The 23,150-nt window shown below is 38.4% G+C and carries 16 protein-coding genes; 13 read left to right on the top strand and 3 right to left on the bottom strand.

The window, feature by feature from the left end; translation table 11 throughout:
* Nucleotides 1–460 precede the first annotated feature (460 nt).
* From mtnN to shyC, 4 genes are all read left to right on the top strand, one after another.
* Nucleotides 461–1,156 carry a 5'-methylthioadenosine/S-adenosylhomocysteine nucleosidase gene (gene mtnN / locus BTO23_RS00525; protein ID WP_105062793.1) on the top strand — a complete coding sequence of 232 codons (696 nt, stop codon included), beginning with the start codon at nucleotides 461–463 and terminating at the stop codon, nucleotides 1,154–1,156.
* 73 nt (nucleotides 1,157–1,229) lie between these two features.
* Nucleotides 1,230–2,183, top strand: coding sequence for a cobalamin biosynthesis family protein (locus BTO23_RS00520; protein WP_105062792.1), 954 nt, complete (start codon nucleotides 1,230–1,232; stop codon nucleotides 2,181–2,183).
* Nucleotides 2,184–2,226: 43 nt separating this feature from the next.
* Nucleotides 2,227–2,838 carry a TRIC cation channel family protein gene (locus BTO23_RS00515; protein ID WP_061005861.1) on the top strand — a complete coding sequence of 204 codons (612 nt, stop codon included), beginning with the start codon at nucleotides 2,227–2,229 and terminating at the stop codon, nucleotides 2,836–2,838.
* Between the two features lie 187 nt (nucleotides 2,839–3,025).
* Nucleotides 3,026–4,333 carry a peptidoglycan DD-endopeptidase ShyC gene (gene shyC / locus BTO23_RS00510; RefSeq protein ID WP_211295921.1) on the top strand — a complete coding sequence of 436 codons (1,308 nt, stop codon included), beginning with the start codon at nucleotides 3,026–3,028 and terminating at the stop codon, nucleotides 4,331–4,333.
* A 54-nt stretch (nucleotides 4,334–4,387) separates the two neighbouring features.
* Here the strand turns inward: shyC and BTO23_RS00505 are convergent, their stop codons facing one another.
* From BTO23_RS00505 to erpA, 3 genes are all read right to left on the bottom strand, one after another.
* On the bottom strand, nucleotides 4,388–7,483 hold the full coding sequence (locus BTO23_RS00505; RefSeq protein WP_105062790.1) for an efflux RND transporter permease subunit: 3,096 nt from the start codon (nucleotides 7,481–7,483) through the stop codon (nucleotides 4,388–4,390).
* Between the two features lie 9 nt (nucleotides 7,484–7,492).
* The gene (locus BTO23_RS00500) at nucleotides 7,493–8,605 is read right to left on the bottom strand and encodes an efflux RND transporter periplasmic adaptor subunit (protein ID WP_060994140.1); all 1,113 of its coding nucleotides are present in this window, start codon (nucleotides 8,603–8,605) and stop codon (nucleotides 7,493–7,495) included.
* 138 nt (nucleotides 8,606–8,743) lie between these two features.
* Entirely contained in the window at nucleotides 8,744–9,085 is a 342-nt protein-coding gene (erpA, locus tag BTO23_RS00495) for an iron-sulfur cluster insertion protein ErpA (protein WP_045101254.1), read from the bottom strand.
* Nucleotides 9,086–9,319: 234 nt separating this feature from the next.
* Here erpA and hemL point away from each other — a divergent pair, with 234 nt between their 5' ends.
* The 9 genes from hemL (at nucleotide 9,320) to BTO23_RS00450 (ending at nucleotide 23,105) form a co-directional block, all read left to right on the top strand.
* On the top strand, nucleotides 9,320–10,615 hold the full coding sequence (gene hemL / locus BTO23_RS00490) for a glutamate-1-semialdehyde 2,1-aminomutase (protein ID WP_060994141.1): 1,296 nt from the start codon (nucleotides 9,320–9,322) through the stop codon (nucleotides 10,613–10,615).
* A gap of 260 nt (nucleotides 10,616–10,875) precedes the next feature.
* A complete protein-coding gene (locus tag BTO23_RS00485; protein ID WP_060994142.1) occupies nucleotides 10,876–11,961 on the top strand; it encodes an AI-2E family transporter in 1,086 nt (361 codons plus the stop codon).
* Nucleotides 11,962–12,086: 125 nt separating this feature from the next.
* The gene (gene rsmC / locus BTO23_RS00480; protein ID WP_061030648.1) at nucleotides 12,087–13,106 is read left to right on the top strand and encodes a 16S rRNA (guanine(1207)-N(2))-methyltransferase RsmC; all 1,020 of its coding nucleotides are present in this window, start codon (nucleotides 12,087–12,089) and stop codon (nucleotides 13,104–13,106) included.
* Between the two features lie 164 nt (nucleotides 13,107–13,270).
* A complete protein-coding gene (locus BTO23_RS00475; protein ID WP_105062789.1) occupies nucleotides 13,271–16,651 on the top strand; it encodes a response regulator in 3,381 nt (1,126 codons plus the stop codon).
* A 617-nt stretch (nucleotides 16,652–17,268) separates the two neighbouring features.
* Complete coding sequence (locus BTO23_RS00470; RefSeq protein WP_060994145.1) at nucleotides 17,269–18,942, top strand: ABC transporter substrate-binding protein; 1,674 nt, start codon at nucleotides 17,269–17,271, stop codon at nucleotides 18,940–18,942.
* A gap of 145 nt (nucleotides 18,943–19,087) precedes the next feature.
* Nucleotides 19,088–20,074 (top strand): ABC transporter permease, encoded by a 987-nt coding sequence (locus BTO23_RS00465; protein WP_061005870.1) that lies wholly within the window; start codon nucleotides 19,088–19,090, stop codon nucleotides 20,072–20,074.
* 2 nt (nucleotides 20,075–20,076) lie between these two features.
* The gene (locus BTO23_RS00460) at nucleotides 20,077–21,102 is read left to right on the top strand and encodes an ABC transporter permease (RefSeq protein ID WP_060994147.1); all 1,026 of its coding nucleotides are present in this window, start codon (nucleotides 20,077–20,079) and stop codon (nucleotides 21,100–21,102) included.
* Between the two features lies 1 nt (nucleotide 21,103).
* Entirely contained in the window at nucleotides 21,104–22,087 is a 984-nt protein-coding gene (locus tag BTO23_RS00455; protein ID WP_060994148.1) for an ABC transporter ATP-binding protein, read from the top strand.
* A gap of 22 nt (nucleotides 22,088–22,109) precedes the next feature.
* Nucleotides 22,110–23,105 carry an ABC transporter ATP-binding protein gene (locus BTO23_RS00450; protein WP_060994149.1) on the top strand — a complete coding sequence of 332 codons (996 nt, stop codon included), beginning with the start codon at nucleotides 22,110–22,112 and terminating at the stop codon, nucleotides 23,103–23,105.
* Nucleotides 23,106–23,150 lie beyond the last annotated feature (45 nt).

The following is a 23,150-nucleotide window of genomic DNA, read 5'->3' as shown; positions in this document are numbered from 1 at the left end:
TTTTTTGGTTGCTCTGGCTTTTCCGTAAAGAGAAGCAGAAACAAAACCGGCTCAATGATTAATACTGATTGTTACATAAAAGTAATTTTGTGTAGTCACTCAGTTCATTGATTATTTTGTTTGTCTTACTTCGAGAAGTAAAAGCAAACTAGTGATTATCAACTCACAAGTGCCCACACAGATTAATAGGTTTCAAATTTTTAAAGAGCAAACTAACAAGGCAAACTGTGATTTGAATCACTCGCTCCGTGTCAGTGGATGCGCAGTATAGGCAATTCAGATTTTCGTGCAAGGCTTTTTATTAAAAAAAATATCGTTCGAATGATAATTAAACAATACGGGGGAATATCAAACTAAAAATACCTTTTTATACGTGATTAACCTAATTACTCTTAGCTCCTCACTCTTTAATAGCTATGTTACAATCATTTTCTATTCAAACTTTTATCGAGATACACACATGAAAATCGGCATTATCGGTGCAATGGAACAAGAAGTTGCCATCCTTAAAGAACAAATTGAAGGATTAACAACAACTATAAAGGCAGGTTGTACGTTTCATACTGGTACACTTTCAGGAACTGATGTTGTTCTATTGCAATCAGGCATTGGTAAAGTTGCAGCAGCAGTAGGTACTACCTTGTTAATTTCTGATCATAATGTAGATCTTGTATTTAATACTGGTTCTGCGGGTGGTTTCGACTCATCATTAAGCTTAGGTGACGTAGTTATCTCAACAGAAGTTCGTCACCATGATGCAGACGTTACTGCTTTTGGTTACGAAATGGGACAAATGGCACAGCAACCAGCGGCTTTTATTGCAGATGAAAAACTAATGTCTGTGGCAGAGCAAGCATTAACACAAATGGAAAATAAACACGCTGTTCGTGGTTTGATTTGTACTGGTGATGCTTTTGTATGCACTCCTGAACGCCAAGCGTTTATTCGTTCTCATTTCCCTTCTGTTATTGCTGTGGAAATGGAAGCGTCTGCAATTGCTCAAACTTGTCATCAATTTGAAGTACCATTTGTCGTTGTTCGTGCAATTTCTGATGTAGCAGATAAAGAATCACCAATGAGTTTTGAAGAATTTTTACCTCTTGCTGCACAAAGTTCATCAGAAATGGTGATTAAGATGGTTGCATTGTTAAAATAATTGCCCCCTTTATCGAACTAGCTAAGATTAGTTAGTTCGATATTTTTCCTTTTGACTATAGTTATATACATTCATGCTTGATAAATTCTCTTTATTGATTGCAGATTACTCCCTATTAGTTTTATGGGGGGCTTTATTATTTCATTTACTCTTACCTATTCCAGCTCACGCTCACCCAATGACTATTTGGCGTAAATTCGCAGAGTTACTCTCCACAAAGGTAAATACTGCTCGATCTTATCAACAACGTTTAATTTCTGGCTCGCTTGCTTGGGCGTTAATGATTACCCCTACCATTATTGTTTATATTGCTGCATTACCTCTCATCTGGAACCTGCCATTATTTAATCTAGGATTACTTTTAATTTCCTTGGAATGGCGAGGTGTCGAAAAACTTTGTAAAAATACGATACAAGCAATAAACCAAGAAGATAAAAAAGAAGCAAAAACGATTTTAATGCCTTGGTTAAATAGAGATGTTGAACCACTTTCCCTTTTAGGCTTAGGTAAAGCAAGTGCAGAGACAATGGTTTTAGGTTATGCACGAACCGTAATTGGCGTGCTGTTCTGGTATGGTATTGCTGGAGGGATCGGGGCTTTTATTTATCGCTTATCTTTAGAATTAGCTCGTGCTTGGTCACCGTCAAGAGATACATTTAGGCCATTTGGTATTCCTGCATTAACCATTCAAACTATTCTAGATTTTATTCCTTTAAAGATTTTTAGCCTTTTATGCCTTTTAGGGAAACATTTTCAAATTGCTCTTCATGCACTTAAACAACAGAAAAAAAGCTGGTCAAATAAAAATAATGCATGGCTACTTATCATTATCGGCAAAAAATTTGAGCTTTCTATGGGCGGTCCTGTTATTTATCAGGGCAAGAAAATCAGTAGGCCAAAACTTGGAGGAAAAATCGCACCTTCTGCGATTCATTTAGCACAAATACATCGTTTTTTAAGTTGGAGAATAGCTATCTGGCTAATCCTTCAAAGCACTCTGATGGTTATAATCAAACATGGTTTATAACTGTACTCTCAACAACATCATGCAGTAAGTCATAGAGGACAAGATGTTAATCTATATAATTGATATGTTCGGCACCGCCATCTTTGCTATTTCAGGAGTGTTATTAGCAGGACGGTTAAAAATGGACCCTTTTGGCGTCACAGTACTTGCGAGTGTTACCGCTATCGGTGGTGGTACGATTCGAGATATGGCACTTGGTGCTACCCCTGTTTTCTGGATTAATGATACAAACTATTTATTAGTCATTTTTGTTACCTGCATTTTAACCATGTTAATCATCAGAAAACCTAAACGCCTTCCTTGGTATGTTTTACCAGTATCCGATGCTATTGGATTAGCCGTTTTTGTCGGGATCGGTGTTGAAAAAGCACTAAAATACAATGCAGATCCTATGGTGGCTGTAATTATGGGGGTTATTACCGGTTGTGGCGGTGGAATAATTCGAGATGTACTTGCTCGTGAAGTTCCTATGGTATTAAGAAGTGAAGTTTATGCTACTGCTTGTATTTTAGGTGGTATTGTTCACACCTCTGCTCTCGAATTTAATGTTCAGAGTTCAACCGCTATGCTTATGGGGGTTGCGACTACACTAGTCATTCGATTAGCTGCAATTCGCTGGCATCTTTCTTTACCTACATTTGCATTGAATAAATAACAGCGAAACAGGCAGGGGAGCAACTGCCTGTTCACCCACGTTCTTTGAGCTTGTCGATTTATTGAACTTTTATTAGAAAAAAGGTGACCAAGCTTTAACTATAACCTCGTTTCATAGTAGTTAACCGTAAAACAGGCTACACTTCTATGTTGTTATTTGTATTCAATATTTACTACCTAATCGAATGATATTATCTAAATTAACTCGCATTCCTGTAATTCATCGCATTCTTATTGGTATTTGTAGTGCTGGTATAGCGGCAACAATCGCTACAATACCCGATACTGTCGCACCCGACTCTGGGTTTTACAAACTATCAATTGGTCAAAGCTACCCTATAGAGATCCGTCAAGAATCTCTTATTTCGCATGAAACAACCGAAAAGAACAAGCAGCTTTCTTGGGAAACCTACACCGTAAAACCTGGGGAAAGTGCATCAGTCTTATTCAGTCGAGTTGGCTTAACCGCTCGCCAACTTTACGATTTAACAAGCAGTGATAAAGAGATTGAACAACAGCTAACTCGTCTCCGTCCTGGTGATAAATTAAAGTTTGGCTTTAATCAAGAGCAAGAGATCGTTCAGCTTATCCGTCCTATCAGTAAATTTGAGACCTACCGCATTAGTAAGATAGGCGATAGTTATTTTGGCTTATTTGAAAAACAAGAAATAGAAACTCAACTGAATTATACCAAAGCAATCATTACCTCTAACTTTTGGAATGCTTCTATTGGTGCAGGCTTAAACGCAAACCAAATAATGGAGCTAGCGGGCATTTTTGGTTGGGATATCGACTTTGCATTAGATATCCGAGAAGGTGATAACTTTAAAGTTCTTTATGAAGAAAAGTACGTCGAAGGCGAATATGCTGGAAAAGGGAATATCATTGCTGCATCATTTACTAATCGCGGAGATACTTTTACTGCTATTCGTAATGATAAAAACGGCAATTTCTATGAGCCAAATGGTCGTGCAATGAAAAAAGCTTTTTTACGTTCACCAATCAATTTCCGTTATGTAAGCTCTAACTTTAATCCTCGTCGCTTACACCCTGTAACAGGTCAAAGAAAAGCACATAGAGGAACGGATTATGTTGCTCCTGTTGGTACTCCTATTTGGGCTGCTGGTGATGGTGTAGTAGATAAAGCTGGCTATAACCAATTTAATGGTAATTACGTTTTTATTCGCCACAGTAATACTTATATTACTAAATACCTACACATGACTAAACGTTATGTCAAAGCAGGTCAGCGAGTGAAACAAGGTGATACTGTTGGTACACTTGGTGGAACAGGCCGAGTAACAGGTCCACATTTACATTATGAATTTTTAGTAAACGGTGTTCATAAAGATGCACGAACCGTCTCTTTACCTCAATCGAAATCATTAACTGGTAACGATAAAAAAGAGTTTGAAGTTATTGCTAAAGAACGCTTAAAACAATTAGAACAATACAGCGAATTTATTGTAGGAAATCATCCTGTAATTACTCACTAAACAATAAATCATCATAATGCCCTAATGATTACAATATTCATTGGGGCATATCTTTTAGTGGCTTCTTTTTATATATTTATCTCTTCCAAGCATTAATAGACATGGCGTTAATACCAAAGTTAATACAGTAGCAAATGCTAATCCTCCGGCAACAGCTGTTGCTAATTGAGACCACCACTGTGTACTTGGTGCTCCAAACTCAACTTTTTGATTAACTAAATCAATATTCATTTCAAGCACCATAGGCATTAAACCTAATATCGTCGTTACTGTTGTAAGTAATACTGGTCTTAAACGTTGAATCCCTGTACGTAATATGGCATCTACCTTTTCGAGCCCTTCTTTACGTAAAGTATTGTAGGTATCAATAAGTACGATATTATTATTAACAACGATCCCCGCTAAGGATATAACCCCTATCCCTGACATAATTATGCCAAAAGGACGTTGAAATATAAGTAAACCCGCAAACACTCCAACTGTAGAAAATAGAACAGCGCTTAAAATCAAAAACGCTTGATAAAAACTATTGAATTGAGTGACTAGAATTATCGCCATTACCGCTAATGCGACGATAAAAGCATTCTGAAGAAACGCTGCTGAATTATTTTGCTCTTCATTCTGTCCTCTTAATTTAAACTCAACACCTTCAGGTAAACCTAAAGCAGCAAGTGCTGATTCAATTTTAGGTAACTCAATACTTAGGTTATAACCTTCACTCATATCAGCTTTAACCGTTAAAATTCGATGCCCATCAATACGATGAATTGTATCTTGCTTATGAGTAGGAATAACTCTAGCAAAATTAGTAATAGGCACTAAGCCCAATGCTGTTTTTACTCTTAACTCGTCAAAACGGCCAATATCTCGATGTTCTTCAGGAAAACGAACTAAAATATCAACTTGTTCATCATTATCATCTGGCAAGTAGTCACCAATCTTCAGACCATTAGTAACAAATTGAACCGTATTACCTACAAGAGTTGCATCTGCCCCAAAACGAGCGGCATCATCTCTGCGAATATCAATTTTCCAATCAATGCCTTGCTTGTTTGAGGTATCACTGACATTAGTAAAACCTGCGTCACCATCAACCCAAGACCTTACCTGTTTAACTGCTTGGTTCAAATCATTCCCGTTACGAGCACTAAGCTCTATCACTAAATCATGCTCATTTGGGGGGCCAGCATTCGGTGTGCTAAACTCTAATTCGATTCCCGCAATATCCTTTGTCTGTATCCTTAAATCTTCGATAATATCTTTTACTGGTCGACGGTATTGCCAATCTACAGGGGTGATCTGTATTTGCCCAATCTCATCATCTCCGCCCGTTCGAGTATAAACACTATCTAACTCATTCATTCCTAAAATATGATCCTGAACTTCAACCATTAACTTATCTTTTTCATTAATAGAAAGATCACCATGAGATCGAACTTTTATGGTTAAAAAAGGGGGATCAACATCTGGGAAAAAAACCACACCTAAGCCAGCTTTAGCATAAGTAAATCCAATACCAATTGAGAATATAATAGCAAGGGATAAGATCTTAAATGGGTGCTTTAATGCAATAGAGAGAGTATGAAAATAAAGCTTAGTAATCCCTTCTGCCTTACTATAATCGCCTTGGCTCAAGGCATATAGCTTCTCTTTTTTCTTAGGTAGTACTTGCTGAGGTTTACCAAACAAACTTCCTAATACAGGAACAAATAATAGTGCCATAAATAAAGAAGCACTTAATGTCGCTATCAACGTAAGTGGTAGGTATTTCATGAATTCGCCAGTGATATCTGGCCAAAATAATAAAGGAGCAAAAGCAGCTAATGTTGTTGCTGTAGATGCGGTGATTGGCCACGCCATTCGTTGAGCAGCTTCTCGATAGGCTTCTACCCTATGCACGCCTTCTTGCATTCTTCTATCTGCATATTCGGTAACAACAATAGCACCATCAACCAACATTCCAACGGCCATAATAAGAGAAAACAATACGACAATATTGATAGTTAATCCAAACAACGCCAGTACTAATAATCCAGTTAAAAAAGAACCTGGGATAGATATTCCAACAAGCAGGGCAGTTCTTGCTCCCAAAATAGCAATAATAACAATCACGACTAATAAGATGGCAGATAGAATGTTATTTTGCAGATCATTAAGCATTATCTTAACGTCTTTTGATTCGTCCCATGTGTACTTAACTAACAGATTGTTTGGCCAATAATCTAATTCTTGAGCTTCTGCTAAAACGGCTTTTACTATCTCGACCGTCTCTATAATATTCTCACCAGAGCGTTTTTTAATATCGAGAACAATCGCTTTTTCGCCATTTAAACGCGCATAGCTATTTGGGTCTCGAAAAGCTTTACGAACGATCGCAATATCCCCAAATGTGACAACTTGCTTGCCATCAACTTTAATTGGTAACTCTAAGACGTCTTTCAGTGAATCAAAAACTGAAGGAACTTTTACAGAAAATCTGCCATAACCGGTATCAACAAATCCAGCGGCAACTACTCGGTTATTTAATGCAATAAGATTATAAATTGCAGCTTGATCTAATCCATAACTTTCAAGCAAGAGAGGATCAACAATAATTTCAACAACATCTTCTCGGTCACCAGCAATATTCACTTCTAAAATCTGTTTATAACTTTCTAATTTATCTCGTAACTGACGAGCAATTTGAACCGTTGTTCGCTCTGGTACCGTGCCATACAACACCACAGAAAGCACAGCTTGCTCAGCCGCTAAAGTGACTTCATTTACCGTTGGCTCATCACTTTCTTCAGGTAAATCGGGTTTAACCAAATCAACCGCATCCCTTACATCAGTTAATGCCTTATCTAAATCCGTTCCAACATTAAATTCCAGAGTTACCGAACCGTGTCCCTCACCAGCGACTGAAGTCATTTCCTTAATACCTTCAATAGAGCGTAATTCTTGCTCCATAGGACGAACGAGCAAACGTTCTGAATCTTCAGGTGAAATCCCCTGATGACTCATAGAGACGTAAATAATAGGTATAGTAATGTCGGGATTCGATTCTTTTGGGATGACAATATACATCGAGATACCAGCAATAAGCAGTAATACCAGTAGTAGTAGCATGGTTCGAGAACGACTCAATACTGCATTAATAATAGCTAACATATGACTTCCCTATTTTTGTTGAGCGTGAATAAAATCACCATCACGGACAAATCCTTGTCCAACCGTAATGATATCAACATCATCACCAAGGCCTGTTAACCAAATACCATCATCCTCTGCTTTGACTAACTGAATAGGAACAAACTTAACACGTAGATCGCTCTTTGAATTACCTTCACTTTGAATCACCGTTTTTACACCTAAATCTCCACCTTCATTTAACGCAAGCATTGCAGGTGAAACCTTTATTGCAGGTTGAAGTGCAAGATTAATAACGACTTCAGCACTCATTCCAGCAAAAATTTGAGCACCTAGATTAGGAATTTCTATTTCGACAGCGAATGTATTTGTTGATGAAGAAGAAACCCTTGATATATATCGAACATATCCCTCTATAGACGTATCATTAATAAAAATCACTTCTGCTTTTTGATCTTTCACTAATTGCTCAATATGTCTTTCGCTGACATTGACTTCAATAACAAGAGGATCTAGAACGACAACTTTTGCAACAGGATCGCCACGACTAACAAAATCACCAACCTCAACAAAAAGATGCTCAACAACACCATCAAATGGTGCCGTAATCGTGGTGTTCTTTAGAATGAGTTCCGCATTTCTAACTCTCGCTTTAGCTTCAGCTAAAGATGCTTGAGCTTTACTAAAAGCGACATCTCCTTGCAAACCTTTACGACGAAGTTGTTTCGCTGCATTAAATTCTTTTAAACGAACCGAATAAATCGCTTTTACTTGGCTTAGTTGTAAGTCTAGATCTGCCATATCTAGGTGGGCAATAGGTTGATGTTTTTTTACTCGTTCCCCCTTTTTTACTAGAAATGTTTCAATTTGAGCCGCGACTTGAGCACCTAAGGTCGTTTTACGATCAGGAGCGGTTCTACCATAAAGAGAAATGGTTTTATAAGTGGGTATTGACTGAAAGTGCTCAACAATGACTTTAGCCAAAGGAACATTAAGTGTTGGACTCGGTTGTTTTATTTCTGAATCTTCAGCATGAGAAGGGCCGCTCATTATCCATAAAAATAAGCTTAGAAATAAAAAAAATGAAATTATCCATGGTCGATGAATAAGATAGGAAAAAAAAGCAGGTGTGTATTTACCCATAGCAACAATCCTTAGTGCTTTAGAGGTAGATAAACAGTAATACATCCTAATTTACTGTGGAACTAATAAACCTTTATACATAAATTAAATAAAAAAAGGGAAGTGGGAAACTGTCCACTTGCCCTTTAATATCAGCAGTTAAACACTGAATGACGCCCCACAACCACACGTAGTTGTTGCGTTAGGATTATTGATAAAGAAACGAGAGCCTTCCAAGCCTTCCGTATAATCAACAACACCGCCAATTAGATATTGTAAACTCATAGGGTCAACTACCAATGTTACGCCATCATTTACAAGCGTCATATCGCCTTCATTTACGTCTTCATCAAAAGTAAATCCGTATTGGAAACCGCTACAACCACCACCTGTAATATAAACACGTAGTTTTAGATTTGGATTTTCTTCTTCTGCTATTAACGTTTTTACTTTTGCTGCTGCAACATCAGAAAACGTTAACGGCACAGATACATCACTCATTTAAACCTCTCAAGATTGGTTTCCAATTCTATTTTAATTCTGATTATCTAATACCTGACTGTTTCATTCAAGTATTCAATACTTCCATCGTACTAAACAACGCCAGTCATCTCTCATTCAACACGATTATTTACTTATTAGATGGGGATTAATACGATCAACTCAAGCATTCTGATTCAATTTAGGTACAATAACCACCAACTGGTCCAATTGATTACTATGAGGATATAAGTAATGACCAAATCAGCAGAACTATTTGCAAAGGCGCAAGAAAAAATTCCTGGTGGCGTTAATTCACCTGTTCGTGCTTTTGCTGGCGTTGGTGGTTCACCAATTTTTGTTGAGCGTGCCGATGGCCCATTAATTTTTGATGCCGATGGTAAAGCTTATATTGATTATGTTGGCTCTTGGGGTCCAATGATCCTTGGTCATAACCATGCTGCTATTCGTGAAGCAGTTATCTCTGCAGCACAGCGTGGTTTAAGTTTCGGTGCTCCAACAGAGACTGAAATTGACATGGCTGAACTTGTTTCTGAGTTAGTTCCATCAATGGAACAAGTGCGTATGGTAAGTTCTGGCACAGAAGCAACCATGAGCGCCATTCGTCTTGCTCGTGGTTATACTGGCCGTGACAAGATCATGAAATTTGAAGGTTGTTACCACGGCCATGCAGACAGCTTATTAGTAAAAGCTGGCTCTGGTGCACTAACTCTTGGTCAACCAAGCTCACCTGGCGTGCCTGCCGACTTTGCTAAATACACACTAACTGCAACGTTCAATAACTTGGACTCTGTGCGTGAAATGTTTGCCGCTAACAAAGGTGAAATTGCTTGTATTATTGTTGAACCAGTCGCTGGTAACATGAATTGCATTCCACCAGTTGAAGGATTCCATGAAGGTCTTCGTGAAATCTGTGACGCTGAAGGCGCTCTATTAATTTTTGATGAAGTAATGACTGGCTTCCGTGTTGCTGAGAATTGTGCTCAAGGCTATTACAATATTAAGCCGGATCTAACTTGTTTAGGTAAAGTTATCGGTGGCGGTATGCCAGTTGGTGCTTTTGGTGGCCGTAAAGATGTAATGCAATACATCGCACCTACTGGTCCGGTATACCAAGCTGGGACACTTTCAGGAAACCCAGTCGCGATGGCGGCAGGTTTTGCTTGTTTGAAAGTACTTACAGAAGAAGGCAATGAAAAACGCCTTGCAAGTGCAACTAAACAATTAGCACTAGGCTTGAAAGAACTAGCAAATAAACACGGTATCCCAATGGTAGTAAATTACGTTGGCGGCATGTTTGGTTTCTTCTTTACTGATCAAGAAACAGTAACCACTTACGAAGACGTAACTAAATGCGATATCGAACAATTCAAACGTTTCTTCAATCTAATGCTGACGCACGGTGTTTACCTTGCTCCTTCAGCCTTTGAAGCAGGCTTTACCTCTTTAGCTCACGGGCCAAAAGAAATAGAAGCAACGTTAGAAGCAGCAGATCGCAGCTTTGCAAAAATGGCTTCTGAAGCTAAATAAATACAAAGTAATTGACTAAATAATGGCTTCTCTATCTCTTAGAGAGGCCATTTTTATTGCCAAAAATACATCACTAATATCCCCAACCCCACAACAATTATAGACATAATTGGTAATTTTCTTTTTTTATTACTACACGTCTCTTTATCACAACAGCCCATTTTTACTCTCCATTATTCTTGCTAAGCTACCCAAGTACCTATATAACTTAACTTACCATCATTATTTATAAATAGCTTACCGCATCATAAGGGAAGAATGTGTCTCATTTCAATAAACTAAATTCTAGCCATTGGGTTTTAATTGCAGCTTTACTTGCTGCTGGTTATGCGTGTTTTCTATTAATTCAGCCCTATTTAAACCCGATTATTCTCGCCTTTATTATGTCTCTCTTATTTGCACCTTTACATAATAAACTCAGTGAGAAATTACCAAACAGCCCAAACAGTGCTGCCATTTTATCTTGTACAGCACTTACCTTTATTATTGCAATCCCCCTATTTTTTGTCTTTGTTGCAATAGTCCAGCAAGGCGCTACTTTTTCTAAAGACGCTTATCATTGGGTAACAGAAGGTGGCGTTCAAACTCTATTTGAACATCCTGTTGTTTCCCAAATTCTCGCATTCATTAATAAGCACTTACCTTTTGATGCGATTGACCCAAATGAAATAACTCAAAAAGTCGCTCAATTAGCATCTCAGGTCGGCACGAAAGTCGTTGGTGTTAGTGCTCAAATTCTTGGTGACGTAACGAATGTCTTAATGAATTTCTTCTTAATGCTGTTTGTTCTTTTCTTTTTATTACGCGATCAAGATAAAATTATTTCAGCTTTTCGCCATGTTCTTCCTCTGTCAAGAAGTCAAGAAGATCGCTTACTGGACGAAATTGAAGAAGTATCAAAATCCGCTATTCTTGGTTCCTTTTTAACAGCTATTGCGCAAGGCTTAGCTGGTGGTTTTGCGATGTGGTTAGCCGGTTTTCCAGGCTTATTTTGGGGAACCATGATGGGATTTGCTTCCTTTATCCCAGTTGTTGGTACTGCTCTTATTTGGGTTCCTGCAACAATTTATCTATTATTAACGAACCAGTGGGAGTGGGCCATTTTCTTAACCGCTTGGGGAGTATTAGTCGTTGGTTCAATTGATAACATCGTTCGACCGTTATTAATGCAAGGCAACTCTGGTATGAATACGTTACTTATTTTCTTCTCTTTATTAGGTGGTATTCACCTATATGGTTTAATTGGCTTAATTTATGGCCCAATTATCTTTGCATTAACTTTAGTTCTTTTTAATATGTATGAGACTGAATTTAAATCATTTTTAGACCAACAAGATAAGAATTAAAGCTTTAAATTCTATTAAGTAGAGGCTGTATTTATTTACTCATATAAACAGCCTCTTACTTTTCTTTTCCTTCCTCTTCCTTTGTGGGACAATCTCGCCAGTTTTTGTATTCTTTCGAGGCCATTATGTCTTACTCTGCTCCAAGTCAAATCACTCAACGTCAACTTGCCTATTTTGAAGGTAAACATGTTCTCATTGCTGGTGAACTTATCGATGACTTTCCTCTTGAGCTAGATAAGCATTGTGCTTCTACATCTATCTTTACTACCAACTATGCTTACTATCAGCAATTTTCAGAACATCATTCTATCAAATGCTATTTCGGCGCAGAGTTAGTAGAAGAAACCAATGCTGATATGATTTTACTTTATTGGCCCAAAGCAAAAGCTGAGGCTGAGTACTTACTAACAATGCTGCTGGCAAAGCTAGGTAAAGATACTGAGATTGTTGTCGTGGGTGAGAATAGAAGTGGTGTTAAAAGCATTGAAAAAATGTTTGCCGATTTAGGGCCAATGAATAAATTTGATTCAGCTCGCCGATGCAGCTTTTATTGGGGACAATGTACAGAAAATGTTCCTACTTTTACCCTGCAAGATTGGTTTAAAGAATATCAAGTTCAGTTTGAAAACCACACAATAGAAGTAAGAAGCTTACCAGGTGTATTTAGCCATGGTGAATTTGATAAAGGATCTGAATTATTACTGCAAACATTACCTAACTTACGCGGTCATGTTCTAGATTTTGGCTGTGGCGCTGGGGTTTTAGGTTCAGTAATGAAAACACTCAACCCTAAAATCCATTTAGATATGGTTGATATCAGTGCTCTTGCCATTGCTTCCTCTATTGAGACATTAAAAGCAAATGACTTAGAAGGTCATGTATTTGCTAGCGATGTATATTCAAATACAAAAGAAAACTATCAATTTATCGTAAGTAATCCACCGTTTCATGCCGGATTAAAAACACATTATTCTTCAACCGAGGAGTTACTTGAGAAAGCACCACAAAACTTAACCCATCAAGGTCAGTTAATTTTAGTCGCAAATAGCTTTTTACAATACCCCCCAATTATTGAAAAAGCGTTTGGGCATTGTGAAACATTAGCTAAGAATAATAAATTCAAAATCTATTCAGCTCAAAAATAATTATTGCCTACCGCCGCACTTTGGGGCTCTGTTGCTTGATTTTTAACGTAATTTACGTATAAGAGGCAACAGAGTTTCTCGTTAAAATCCACCAACATACGTTTACTGACACGTTAATTGTGTCAATTTCGCTGAATGGATAACAGTGCAGATTAGGCCTTAAAATGGAAAAAAAACAACACTTTAAACGTCTTCAAAATACGTTAATGCTTGCATTCCTCGTGTTAAGTATTACGCCACTTTCAATCATCGCTATTTTCTTTCTACAATCTCATAGCCAAGATCTAGCGACACAAAGTACCGCTCACCTTGTTTCATTGCGAGATAATAAAGAACAACAAGTTAGCAATTACTTTAAGGCCAGAGAGTCTGAAGTATTAGGTTTTGCACGCTCAGAATTAGCTAATGCAAGTGGTGGACGATTCTACGGTTTAATTAGTGCATTCCCTAGTTTGGGAACCTCGATAGAAAACGCAAGAAAAAATGCTCAATTACGATATATAGAAGGTTCGGGAGATAAAATTCGTACCAGTATTTTGCCTGAATCAGACTCATACATTGGTAGTGAACGCTATCGCCTCCTGCATAAACGTTATCATTGGGCCTATCAAGAATTACTCAAACGTTCTGATTTTACAGACATATTACTCGTTGATATTAATGGCAATGTTGTCTATTCAACAAAAAAAGAAGATAACTACGGAACTAATTTACTTACTGGTAAATATAAAGGAACCACATTAGAGAAAACCTACAGCCAGGTACGAACCATGGTTGAAGACTCTAAAAACAAAGACAATATACCCGTAATATTTTCAGACTTCTCTTATGTTAATGGTGAGAGTATTTCATGGTTTGCAGCCCCCATTGTCCAGCAAGGCTATTTACATAGTTTCGTGCTATTCAAATTACCAAATACTGGGCTTACTCACCTTTTAGATAACACGAAAGAAAATACATCAACTAAAACCTATTTTGTTGGTGAAGACTCTTATTCGCGTATTAGTAGTAGCGATACCAATAAAAACTTATCTAAAAATATGGCTGCCGCATTATCCGGAAAAACCGATGTTGGCAGTTTTATGGATAAAAACGGGCAAAAAGTACTGGCCGCTTTTACTGCAATTAATATAGATGGCCATACGTGGGGCTTATCTATAGAGCTACCAGAAAAAGAAGCTTTCGCTCGCATACAGCAATTAGAACAGATTTTTATTATTGCTATGATCATTGCGATTGTAAGTGTTGTTATAGCCTCTCATTTCTTATCAAACTCCATAACTGCTCCCTTATTAAGGTTAACTTGGGCAGCAGAACGAGTATCTGCCGGAGATCTTGATCAAGATATGATCAGTACCGATAGAAAAGATGAAATTGGTCGCCTTGCGGTAAGCTTTGCTCGTATGCAGCGCTCTATTAGAGAGAAAATTCAACTCATTAAAGCTCAAAATGAAGAGCTTGAAGTAAACTTAACGGTTATCCAAAACAAAAATAGCGAATTAGAAGCCGCAGATAAGTTAAAAGATGAATTTCTAGCGACCACATCCCATGAATTAAGAACGCCTTTACATGGTATGGTAGGCATTGCAGAAGCACTTTATACTGGTGCTAATGGGCCGATATCTGCATCTCATAAACACCAATTAGAGATCATTATTAATAGTGGTCAACGATTAACAAACCTTGTTAATGATTTATTGGATTACCATAAGATGCGCCATGGTAATTTAGATATTAATCGTCATGTTGCCGACCTTTCTTCTGCAACAAGCTTAGTTCTTGAATTATCACAGCATTTACTCGGTCATAAATCGATTCGTATTATCAACCAAGTCGATAAATCATTACCTTTCGTTTACGCAGATGAACAACGACTTGAACAGGTATTATATAACTTAATTGGTAATGCGATTAAGTACACTTCAGAAGGTAAGATTGTTATATCAGCAAGCGTTGTTGATCAATTTTTACGTGTTCAAGTCGTAGATACTGGTCATGGGATCCCAGCGGATGAATTAGAACATATATTTGAGCCCTTAATACAAGCAGGCCATGATTCTAACCGTTACCGTCAGGGGTCAGGACTTGGCTTATCTATTAGTCGTCAGTTAATTGAATTGATGGGAGGCTCTTTATATGTAAGCAGCCAACCTATGGTTGGAGCGACATTTAGCTTCACGATCCCTTTAGCTACAAAAGAACAAATCCAACAACACAAGCAATTCTCTAAAGACGATATTGCTCATTATCAAACACCTGAAATATTAGAATATAATTTAGACGAATTAGCAGAAAAATCACCGGAGAATCCTAATGGTCCTTTATTACTTGTTGCTGATGATGAACCGGTGAACCTTCAAGTATTAAGCAGCTTTTTAAGATTAGAAGGGTATCGCATTAAAACAGCAAATGACGGGCCTGAAACCTTACAAGTATTACAAGAAGAGAAACCCGAATTACTTCTTCTTGACGTCATGATGCCAGGAATGAGCGGTTATGAAGTATGTCAGTCATTAAGACAGCAATATGACCATTCACAACTCCCAATCATAATGCTCACCGCACTAAACCAAACTCAAGACCGTATTAGAGGATTTGAGTCAGGAGCAAATGATTATTTAAGTAAACCGTTTAATAAACAAGAATTAGCAGCCCGAATTAAAGCACACCTTCAAGCAAGTCAGGCCGAGGTATTCCTTAACGAAAATGGGCGCTTACAACAAGAGATACGCCACAGAGAGAAAATTGAAGCCAGTTTATTAGAAACTCAAGGTCATATTCTCGAACAGCTTAATCATGCTCATGAAGCGATTATCTGTGCTAAAAATGATGGCTATATCCAATATGTAAATCAATCTGCTGCTAAGTTATTCCAACGAACCGAAGAGCAACTGTCTCGCTATACGATAGATGAACTTATTGCGAAAAGAAGCTTAATTGAAAACAAACAGAATTATAGAGGCAACATCGATGTATACATTGATGGAAGTATTGAGCAAATAAATGCAGATCTTCTGCATTTGCCTGCTGAATCAGGTCTTTCATTAATGCTTATCGTAAGTCATACACATGAAGCCAGCGAGCAACGTATTCATGACTTAGAAAATGCAGTAGAAGCGCTCTCAGCGTTTGCATTTGAAGGCGATAAACAAAAGCTAGATTCTTTATCATTAGTTGGAGGTGACATCGCTCAGCTTGCTAATAAGGCAAATGAAAATAAAGAAGATAAAGGCATAATAATGAGAGAGCTTATTGTTGATGGCATGATATCAGGATTAACATATTGGGAAGAAGGTACTGGGCAAACAAAATATACTCTTGCTGAAGAAAGTGGATTATGGCGAGTTTACTTAGATAGAAGTACCTTACAAACACGTACCCTTGATAAGTATCTACGAGTTGAAACTCTACCAAAGACACCAAGATGGCGCACAGTAATTAGTACTCTGGAGTATATCCTTGATCATTGTGACTCACATAACCCCCAACGAGATAAGTTAATTCGCATAAAAGATAAGCTAAAAATACTTATCTCATCGAATTAATCTTCCATATTTTAACCCCAAAAAAAGCTTACATTTATTGTAGGCTTTTTCTTTTCTCTGCAATTTTACTAATCAAAATAAGATTAAAACAGCGGTCAAAAAAATCATTATTTTCCCTAAAAAACCATCGAATAAGGCCATCTTAATACTTTTGTCATCATAATGAGAAGCCACTCACAACAAATCTAAAGTGATAATTTTAGCAAAAAAATTAACGATACAGATCACAAGTGATCACTATCACTATTCACGAGTAAAATAGAAAAGACATTATATTAAAAGAATATGGGTGTAAGTAATTACTAACACAGAGGTATACAGTTCATCATTCATGGGAGCGGTGTCACACAGACTTTACAGAGCAAAAAACAATCAACAATATCAATAATGACGTTTTTAACGTTAAAAAAAGGGATTTTGCCGTTTTTAACGGGAATCGAAATTGACGTTTTAGTGATAAAACGGTTTCCTATACATGCCCAAGGCCTACAGACCACTCAACAACTGTTTAAGATGTTCTGGAAAAAACTGAATTTGAGGTAGGCCTCAATGTGTATTTATCAAATTGTTAAATACGTATATATAGTGAAACATAAAGCAAAGAGTAAGGAACAGCTATGCTTGCCAATATTAAAAAAACTACACTAGCTGCTGCAGTACTTGCAGCAACAACGGGTTTTGCAGCTACGGATGCAGCAGCACGAAGTGAGCTAACAGTAGTACCTGATTTCTACCCTACAATGATTCAAAACTTTAACCCATACCTTGCAACTAACCTTCGTACAACAACAGATTTTGTTTACGAGCCATTAGTTATCTTTAATGAAATGCATGGTAATGAGCCAGTAATGCGTCTTGCAGAAGACTTCCGCATGTCTGATGACCTGATGAGTGTTACTTTTGACATTCGTAAAGGCGTTAAATGGTCTGACGGCGAAAAATTTACTGCTGACGATGTTATCTATTCTTATCAGTTACTGAAAGACAAGCCAGAGCTTGATCAACGTGGTATCAATAAGTGGGTTACAAAAGTTGAACGTCTAAATGAATACCAAGTAAAATTCAGCCTATCAGAAGCGAATTCAAACGTACCTTATGAAATTTCTCTAGTGCCAATCGTCGCAGAACACGTTTGGTCTAAAGTAGAAAACCCAACAACGTTCACCAATGAAAATCCAGTTGGTACAGGTCCGTTCACTGAAATTGATACATTTACACCACAACTTTACATTCAGTGTCGTAACCCTAACTACTGGGATAATGATAACCTAGATGTTGACTGTCTACGTGTTCCTCAAATTGCGAACAATGACCAACTACTTGGTAAAATCGTAAACTCTGAGTTGGATTGGACTTCATCTTTCATTCCTGACATCGATCGTACTTACGCATCAGCAAGCCCTAGCCACCAATACTGGTACCCGCCATCAGGTACACAAGCATTAATGGTTAACTTCAAAAACCCAGATGCTGCTAAAAATGAAGCGTTAACAAACGTTGAATTCCGTCGTGCTATGGGTATGGCTCTTGACCGTCAAACCATCATTGATATCGCATTCTACGGCGGCGGTACTGTAAATGATTTCGCATCAGGTCTTGGCTATGCATTTGAAGCATGGTCTGATGAAGCGATTCATAATAAGTATAAGAAATTTAATACTTACAATGTTGAAGGCGCTAAGAAACAACTAGCTAAAGCTGGCTTTAAAGATGTGAATGGCGATGGCTATGTTGATACTCCATCAGGTAAATCATTTGAACTTCTAATTCAATCTCCAAATGGTTGGACTGACTTTAACAACACAGTACAACTTGCTGTTGAGCAGTTAGATGAAGTTGGCATTAAAGCAAAAGCTCGTACACCTGAATTCGCAGTTTATAACCAAGCGATGTTAGAAGGCACATACGACCTAGCTTACACTAACTACTTCCACGGAGCGGATCCACACCTATACTGGAACAGTGCATACAACTCAGCACTACAAGAAGGTGACGGTATGCCTCGTTTCGCAATGCATTACTTCAAAGATGCGAAACTAGATGCACTACTTGATAGCTTCTACAAAACAGCTGACAAAGAAGAGCAAATTGAAATAGCTCATGGTATTCAGAAAATCATTGCTGAAAACCAAGTAACACTTCCTATTATGTCAGGTGCTTACATGTACCAATATAATACAAAACGCTTCACTGGTTGGTGGAATGAGAAGAATCCTAAGGGCCGTCCAAACATCTGGGCTGGTATTCCTGAGCGTCTTCTACACGTTCTTGACCTAAAACCTGTTAAGTAATATGTAAGCCTTTGCGGTGCATATCTTGTGCACCGCCTATTCTCCCCTTCCCTACTAGCTAAAGGATTGGCGCTTGTCGTCAGGGGATTTTACGTCCTGATTTCCAGGTCAGGCAAATAATATCTGGATGAGTAAGGTGTGAGTTATGGGATTTTTTCTAAGACGTTTATCGTTCTATTTTATTGCGTTGGTCGTTGCTGCAACGATTAACTTTATCATTCCGCGAGCAATGCCTGGTGACCCTGTTGTCATGATGTTTGCGAATGCCACCACTCAGGTAACTCCTGAGCGTATCGAAGCTATGAAACAACTACTTGGTTTTGTTGATGGTCCTCTTTATCAACAATACTTTATCTACATCAAAAACATTCTAACTTGGGAATTAGGTACATCTATCAAATTCTACCCTCTAAGTGTAAATACACTATTAGGCGGCGCATTTGGTTGGTCTCTTTTCTTAGCTGGTACTGCAGTTATTATCTCTTTCTCTTTAGGTTCAATCTTAGGCATTTTTGCAGCTTGGAAACGCGGCAGTGCATACGACACATTTATCTCTCCAGGGATGCTAGTTATTCAAGCGGTACCACAAGTTGTTATCGCGATGCTTGCCATGTTTACTTTTGCTGTCGGATTAAAATGGTTCCCAACAGGGTATGCGTATACTCCTGGAGTTATTCCTGACTGGACTAGCTGGGTATTCATAAAAGATGTTGCTTACCATGCAATTCTTCCACTGATCTGTGCTTCAATCGTCCAAATTGGTGGTTTCTTAATCAACATGCGTAACAACATGATTAACCTTTTAGGTGAAGATTACATCACCATGGCTAAAGGTAAGGGATTAAGCGAAAACCGAGTTGTATTTAACTACGCAGCACGTAACGCAATGCTTCCAAGTGTTACCGCTCTGTCTATGTCTCTTGGTATGGCTATTGGTGGTCAACTTATCGTTGAAATTATCTTTAACTACCCAGGTCTAGGCTCAGTATTATTTAATGCAATTACGTCTCGTGACTACCAAGTTCTTCAAGGTCAGCTACTTATCATGACTCTGTTCATGCTGTTCTTTAACCTTCTTGCTGACATGTTATACGTTGTTCTAGACCCTCGCCTACGCAAGGGAGGAAAATAATAATGAAAGGCTTAATTAAACTTCTTTCTGGTAACCCTAAATCACTGTTTGGTTTAGGTATCCTATTCATGTTTATCTTTGTTGCTGTGTTCGCACCATTCCTTAGCGACCATGCTCCAGATAAACGCACAGGTAAACCACATGAATACCCAAGTTTTGTAGTAAATGCTGCTGAAAACAATCCTGATGGTTGGGTTTCTGAAAACTTAGCGACCGACCGTCGTACATTATTGATGTCTAAAAAAGCAGACCACGTAATGGGAACAACACGTATGGGTCGTGACGTTTGGTCTCAACTTGCTCATGGCGCTCGTGTATCACTAGCAGTTGGTTTTAGTGCTGGTTTAGTTGTGTGTTTCTTAGCAACGGTTATCGGGATCTCTGCTGGTTACTTCGGAGGCAAAGTTGATGACATATTAACGGCTGCGATGAACATCATGCTGGTTATTCCTCAGTATCCATTACTGTTCGTTCTTGCCGCCTTTATTGGTGAAGCTGGTCCTATGACCATAGCCCTCATAATAGGGTGTACATCCTGGGCTTGGGGCGCACGTGTAATTCGCTCTCAAACCTTAGCATTACGTGAAAAAGAATTTGTAAGAGCTGCTGAGGTATTAGGTGAATCATCATGGCGCATCATCTTTGTTGAGATTCTTCCAAACCTTATCTCAATTGTAGGTGCAAGTTTCATCGGTTCAGTAATGTACGCAATCATGATGGAAGCAACAATTTCATTCTTAGGTCTAGGTGACCCAAGTACGATTAGCTGGGGCATCATGCTGTACAACGTACAAACGTCTTCATCTATCTTAATTGGCGCATGGTGGGAATTAATAGCTCCTTGTATGGCACTGACTATTCTAGCTGTAGGTCTTGCAATGCTTAACTTTGCAGTAGATGAAATCGCTAACCCACAACTTCGTTCTCACAAAGGAATGAAACGCTGGAAAAAATTAGCAACCCAAGATACGAATGAACGTAAACCAGATTTAGCTAAACCAGTATTAAATTGGAACAGGGAAGATTGATATGACTGACCCACAAATTTCTATCCGCAATCTGTGTGTGGATTACATTACTGAATCAGGTGATGTGCGTGCTGTAAACAATGTGAGTTTTGACATCGGTAAAGGTGAAGTCTTTGGTCTAGCTGGTGAATCAGGTTGTGGTAAATCAACAATTGCATTCTCTTTAATGCGCCTGCATAAGCCGCCAGCATTCATCACAGGTGGTGAGGTTATATTTGATGGCCAAGACATCTTAAAATATAGCGATCCACAAATGCAGGCTTTCCGTTGGAGTGAGATGTCAATGGTATTCCAAAGTGCCATGAACGCATTAAACCCTGTACTTCCGATGGAAGAACAGTTTTGTGATGTGATCATGCGCCATACCACCATGACTCGTGAACAAGCGATTACTCGTGCTCAAGGCCTATTAGAGATAGTAGATATTCACCCAAGTCGTTTAAGTGATTACCCTCACCAATTCTCTGGTGGTATGCGTCAACGTTTGGTTATTGCTATTGCATTAGCGCTTAACCCTAAAATGATCATTATGGATGAACCAACAACGGCACTTGATGTTGTTGTTCAACGTGAAATTTTACAGAAAATTTATGCGCTTAAAGAAGAATTTGGTTTCTCAATATTATTCATTACGCACGATTTATCACTAATGGTTGAGTTCTCAGATCGCATTGGGATCATGTACTCAGGTGAGTTGATCGAGGTTGCTTCTTCAAAAGAGATCTTAACCTCTCCTTACCATCCATATACAAAAGGGTTGGGCAGTTCATTCCCACCATTAACGGGACCAAAAACAAAATTAACAGGTATCCCAGGGAACCCTCTTAATTTATTAGAAATACCGCAAGGTTGTCGCTTCCAGTCTCGTTGTGATCGTGTACATGAAGCATGTCGTACGATTCCTACACAGCTTCGTCAGATTGAGCCTGGTCACTTGTCAAATTGCCACCTATACGGTGAAACAATTGCACAAGCAAAAGCATAAAACGGATTTTCTGGAGTAAATTATGAGCAAAGCATTCGGCGAACTACTGATTGAAGGTAAAAATCTAGTTAAAGATTTCCCTGTAAGTAGCAACGCACTTAAAAACCCAATGATGCGAGCGATCAACGACGTATCATTCAAAATGTACAAAAGTCGTGGTCTTTCTGTTGTTGGTGAATCCGGTTCAGGTAAATCCACCACAGCAAAAATGATCGCAAAAATGTACGCACCTACAGACGGCGTAATCGAATATAGAGGCCGTGATATTCAAGATATCGTTAAGAAAAATGATCTCATGAAATATCGTGAAGGCGTGCAAATGGTATGGCAAGACCCGTTTGGTTCTTTAAACCCAACCCATAATATTTTTCATCACATTGCTCGACCACTTCTTATTCATAAAAAAGTGACTTCTGGTAACCAAAAAGAATTAGAAGATCGCGTTTATGATCTTCTAGAGCAAGTGGGCTTGATCCCACCAAAAGAAACGGCGGCTAAATTCCCGCACCAACTTTCTGGTGGTCAACGTCAACGTGTAAACCTTGCTCGAAACATTGCAGTAGGCGCAGAAGTAGTTCTTGCTGATGAACCAACATCAATGCTTGATGTTTCGATCCGTGCTGGTGTTCTTAACCTAATGGAAGAGATGAAGTTTGAGAAAGAAATGTCTCTACTTTACATCACTCATGATATTGCAACGGCTCGCTATATCGCAGAAGACCTGGCGGTAATGTATGTAGGACATATGGTTGAATGGGGTGACACTGATGAGATCATTCACGATCCTCAACACCCATATACTCAACTATTAGTATCAGCAGTACCCGATCCAAGCAAATCGATTCATACCAAACTGAAAGGTAATAAGGGCGAGATCCCTCTTTGGACACCAGAATCAGCAGGTTGCCCATTTGCAGGTCGTTGTACTCACGTAACTGAAAAATGTAAAGAACGTATGCCTGGCGTAACAAAACTGTCAGACAACCATTTTGTTCGTTGTTACCTGTACGAAAATTAATTTCATACAAGTTAACCTCAAACAGCAGTAATTGGTATTTTGGAG

Source organism: Aliivibrio sifiae, assembly GCF_002954715.1.
Taxonomy (GTDB): Bacteria; Pseudomonadota; Gammaproteobacteria; order Enterobacterales; family Vibrionaceae; genus Aliivibrio; species Aliivibrio sifiae.
This window is presented reverse-complemented; position numbering and strand designations above follow the sequence as displayed.

Bases quoted from the DNA above. Each gene is read 5' to 3' on its own strand.
- rsmC (WP_061030648.1), top strand. From the start codon at position 12,087: ATGTCTTACTCTGCTCCAAGTCAAATCACTCAACGTCAACTTGCCTAT.
- BTO23_RS00505 (WP_105062790.1), bottom strand. From the start codon at position 7,483: ATGTTAGCTATTATTAATGCAGTATTGAGTCGTTCTCGAACCATGCTA.
- BTO23_RS00460 (WP_060994147.1), top strand. From the start codon at position 20,077: ATGAAAGGCTTAATTAAACTTCTTTCTGGTAACCCTAAATCACTGTTT.
- BTO23_RS00475 (WP_105062789.1), top strand. From the start codon at position 13,271: ATGGAAAAAAAACAACACTTTAAACGTCTTCAAAATACGTTAATGCTT.
- BTO23_RS00455 (WP_060994148.1), top strand. From the start codon at position 21,104: ATGACTGACCCACAAATTTCTATCCGCAATCTGTGTGTGGATTACATT.
- BTO23_RS00500 (WP_060994140.1), bottom strand. From the start codon at position 8,605: ATGGGTAAATACACACCTGCTTTTTTTTCCTATCTTATTCATCGACCA.
- mtnN (WP_105062793.1), top strand. From the start codon at position 461: ATGAAAATCGGCATTATCGGTGCAATGGAACAAGAAGTTGCCATCCTT.
- BTO23_RS00520 (WP_105062792.1), top strand. From the start codon at position 1,230: ATGCTTGATAAATTCTCTTTATTGATTGCAGATTACTCCCTATTAGTT.
- BTO23_RS00470 (WP_060994145.1), top strand. From the start codon at position 17,269: ATGCTTGCCAATATTAAAAAAACTACACTAGCTGCTGCAGTACTTGCA.
- BTO23_RS00515 (WP_061005861.1), top strand. From the start codon at position 2,227: ATGTTAATCTATATAATTGATATGTTCGGCACCGCCATCTTTGCTATT.
- hemL (WP_060994141.1), top strand. From the start codon at position 9,320: ATGACCAAATCAGCAGAACTATTTGCAAAGGCGCAAGAAAAAATTCCT.
- erpA (WP_045101254.1), bottom strand. From the start codon at position 9,085: ATGAGTGATGTATCTGTGCCGTTAACGTTTTCTGATGTTGCAGCAGCA.
- BTO23_RS00450 (WP_060994149.1), top strand. From the start codon at position 22,110: ATGAGCAAAGCATTCGGCGAACTACTGATTGAAGGTAAAAATCTAGTT.
- BTO23_RS00465 (WP_061005870.1), top strand. From the start codon at position 19,088: ATGGGATTTTTTCTAAGACGTTTATCGTTCTATTTTATTGCGTTGGTC.